This is a genomic window from Aestuariivirga sp. (genome assembly GCF_044239095.1).
Classification (GTDB): domain Bacteria; phylum Pseudomonadota; class Alphaproteobacteria; order Rhizobiales; family Aestuariivirgaceae; genus Aestuariivirga.
Genome location: NZ_JBIICB010000377.1, coordinates 1 through 3,141 on the forward strand (window position 1 = coordinate 1; position 3,141 = coordinate 3,141).

3 protein-coding genes and 2 rRNA genes are annotated in these 3,141 nt (G+C 59.2%); 4 read left to right on the plus strand and 1 reads right to left on the minus strand.

The window, feature by feature from the left end:
- Positions 1–130 (plus strand): 23S ribosomal RNA (locus ACILRA_RS21440); the annotation flags it as partial.
- Positions 131–249: 119 nt separating this feature from the next.
- A 5S ribosomal RNA gene (gene rrf, locus ACILRA_RS21445) occupies positions 250–364 on the plus strand.
- A gap of 154 nt (positions 365–518) precedes the next feature.
- Here rrf and ACILRA_RS21450 read toward each other — a convergent pair.
- Entirely contained in the window at positions 519–1,190 is a 672-nt protein-coding gene (locus ACILRA_RS21450) for a UPF0149 family protein (protein WP_395664074.1), read from the minus strand.
- Between the two features lie 146 nt (positions 1,191–1,336).
- Between ACILRA_RS21450 and ACILRA_RS21455 the strand changes: the two genes are divergently transcribed.
- A complete protein-coding gene (locus ACILRA_RS21455) occupies positions 1,337–2,671 on the plus strand; it encodes an NAD(P)-dependent oxidoreductase (RefSeq protein ID WP_395664075.1) in 1,335 nt (444 codons plus the stop codon).
- Between the two features lie 11 nt (positions 2,672–2,682).
- Positions 2,683–3,141: tRNA-dihydrouridine synthase (locus ACILRA_RS21460; RefSeq protein ID WP_395664076.1), on the plus strand; the 459-nt coding region annotated here is incomplete at its 3' end.

Consider the following 3,141-nt stretch of genomic DNA (forward strand, 5'->3'; position numbering starts at 1 on the left):
AGCGGGAAACCCACCTCAAAACAAGTTCTCCCTTGAGAACCGTGGAAGACGACCACGTTGATAGGCCAGGTGTGGAAACGCAGCAATGCGCGTAGCTTACTGGTACTAATCGTTCGATCGGCTTGATCGCTCTCATTATCAATGTCCATCAAGGACATCAGATCCAAAAAAGACAGCGCACTTGGGGCTTGCCCCATTCGCGCCAAGCAAAAACATATGTGCTCGAAACAACCCTCTGTTCTTCGCCGGCCTGGTGGCTCTGGCGGGGCGTCCATACCCGATCCCATCTCGAACTCGGCCGTAAATCGCCCCAGCGCCAATGGTACTTCGTCCTAAGACGCGGAAGAGTAGGTCGCCGCCAGGCCTGCAAAGAACAGAAATCATACCCTTCAGCCACAATCAACAATCACTCAAAACCCCCGCTCAGACAGAAATGTCAGAACGGGGGTTTTTACGTGTGTTTGGGGGTCCTTACGTCTTCTCCTGTCCCTTCAGCGGGAGAGAACGAATGGCGGCTGCTATGCGCCATGGCATTTTTTGTATTTCTTTCCGGATCCACACGGGCACGGTTCATTGCGCCCTACCTTCTTGAGCATCGTGGCGGCCGGAAGTTCTTGAGCCTCAGTGCTTCGGCCATACTGGTACAACAAGGGCACGAAGGCCGTGATCAGCTCGGGCGCAAGTGCAGCTGCGGACTCCCGTGTCTTTTCCGGCAGATTGCTGGCGTCATGTGCAATCCCATGAAGGTTGATCATGGTTCCAACGGCGTAACGCACTTGCTCGTCGCCATACTCATAGGCAGACAGCCAAAACGGATGCGCCAGATGCATGCCGCAAGAGAAACCCTCGATCCAGCTCTCCCAGATGACGTCACCCGTGATCTCATCAATCTCGAATTGCGGATGGTCTTCGCGATTCCCGTCCAATGAGGAGATGATCCAGCCTTGATAGTCGAGAATGAGCCCGGCAACGCGGTCTGCTTCGGCGTCGTCCTGAAAGGCAGGCGTGCTTGCGGGGTCGCCCTTGGGACTCCAGATGTGGCTCATCCATGTTTCGGTGGGGATCTGAACCGGGCATATGGCCAAGGCGGTGAGGAAGCCGCTCAGCTCATCAAAGAGCATGACGTCGTTACCGGCGTCCAGCTGCTTCAGGAGAAATTCTTCCAGTTCGAGATTGCCGGTATCATCCATGGGCGCCTCCAGATTCCGATCTTGGGGAAAGCCATGAGATCGGGTCAAGATGGAAGCAGCGGCCTTGTATCGAAAAATTTGACCATCTGAACAAATCCTGTCATCCTCCCCAAAACAACAAATTTCAGGGTTCGGAGGAAGCGATCATGGCGGATGTGAAGCCCGATATCTCGGGCAGGCGTCTCGGCGTTCAGGACTATGCGGCCAATTTCGGCGATATTCACCCGCCGCTCGATGCTCATGAGGCGCTGGTCGAGTCGGACCGGTGCTATTTCTGCTATGACGCGCCCTGCATGAAGGCGTGTCCGACCTCGATCGATATTCCGATGTTCATCCGGCAGATTCAGGCGGGCCACCCCACAAGTGCTGCCAAGACCATCTTCGACCAGAATATCTTCGGCGGCATGTGCGCCCGTGTCTGCCCCACCGAGACGCTGTGCGAGGAAGCCTGCGTGCGCGAGGAGGCGGAGGGAAAGCCCGTGAAAATCGGGCTTCTGCAGCGCTATGCCACCGACGCAATCATGGCGGAGGCCGGTCACCCCTATACCCGTGCCAACCCCACCGGCAAGACCGTGGCCGTGGTGGGTGCAGGCCCCGCGGGGCTTTCCTGCGCGCATCGCCTCGCCATGCATGGCCATGAGGTGACGGTGTTCGAGGCGAGGGAAAAGTCCGGCGGCCTCAATGAATATGGCATCGCCAGCTACAAGGCTACGCACGACTTCGCGCAGAAGGAAGTGGACTACATCCTGGGCATCGGCGGTATCACGGTCGTCAACGGCAAGGCGCTGGGCAAGGGGCTGGAGATCGCCTCACTGCAGAAGGAGTATGACGCGGTCTTCCTCGGCATCGGGCTTCAGGGTGTCAATGCTTTGGGGGCGGCCAATGACGATGTTGAGGGTGTCGCGGACGCCATCGACTATATCGCCGAGCTGCGCCAGGCCACGGATCTCTCTGGCCTGCCCGTGGGCCGCCGCGTCGTGGTGATCGGCGGCGGCATGACGGCGATCGACGTCGCCGTGCAGTCGAAACTGCTGGGTGCCGAGGATGTGACCATCCTCTACCGCCGCGGACGCGAACAGATGAAGGCCTCCGAATATGAGCAGCATCTGGCGCAGACCAAGGGTGTGAAGATCAAGCATTGGGTGATGCCCAAGGCGGTGATCGCCGAGAACGGCAAGGCCGTTGGCCTGACCTGCGAATACACGCATGAGGTTGCGGGCAAGCTCTCCGGCACCGGCGAGCGTTTTGACATTCCGGCCGATATGATCTTCAAGGCCATCGGCCAGAGCTATGTCGACGTGCTTGGCGGCAAGCTCGAACTGGACGGCGGGCGTATCAAGGTCGACAGCCTGAAGCGGACCAGCGTTCCCGGCATTTGGGCCGGTGGCGACTGTGTGGCTGGCGGGCTCGACCTCACCGTCGCATCCGTCGATGATGGCCGTAGCGCGGCTGAATCCATTCACCAGTTCCTTAAGTCATAAGGAGAAGAGTCATGGCTGACCTTCGCTCCAACTTCATCGGAATCAAGTCTCCCAACCCGTTCTGGCTGGCATCCGCGCCGCCCACCGACAAGGAATACAACGTCGTTCGCGCCTTCAAGGCGGGCTGGGGTGGCGTGGTGTGGAAGACGCTGGGCGAGGAGGGACCTCCCATCGTCAACGTCAATGGCCCGCGCTATGGCGCCATCCACGGGGCAGACAGGCGCCTCCTCGGTCTCAATAACATCGAGCTTATCACTGACCGGCCACTGGAGGTGAACCTCCAGGAAATCAAGAAGGTAAAGCGCGAGTGGCCGGACCGCGCCATGATTGTCTCCATCATGGTTCCATGTACGGAGGATAGCTGGAAGGCCATCCTGCCGCGTGTCGAAGAGACGGGCTGTGACGGGATCGAGCTCAACTTCGGCTGTCCGCATGGCATGAGCGAGCGCGGCATGGGTGCCGCCGTCGGC

Coding starts and splice junctions, on each gene's coding strand:
- ACILRA_RS21450 (WP_395664074.1), bottom strand. CDS start 1,190: ATGGATGATACCGGCAATCTCGAACTGGAAGAATTTCTCCTGAAGCAG.
- ACILRA_RS21455 (WP_395664075.1), top strand. CDS start 1,337: ATGGCGGATGTGAAGCCCGATATCTCGGGCAGGCGTCTCGGCGTTCAG.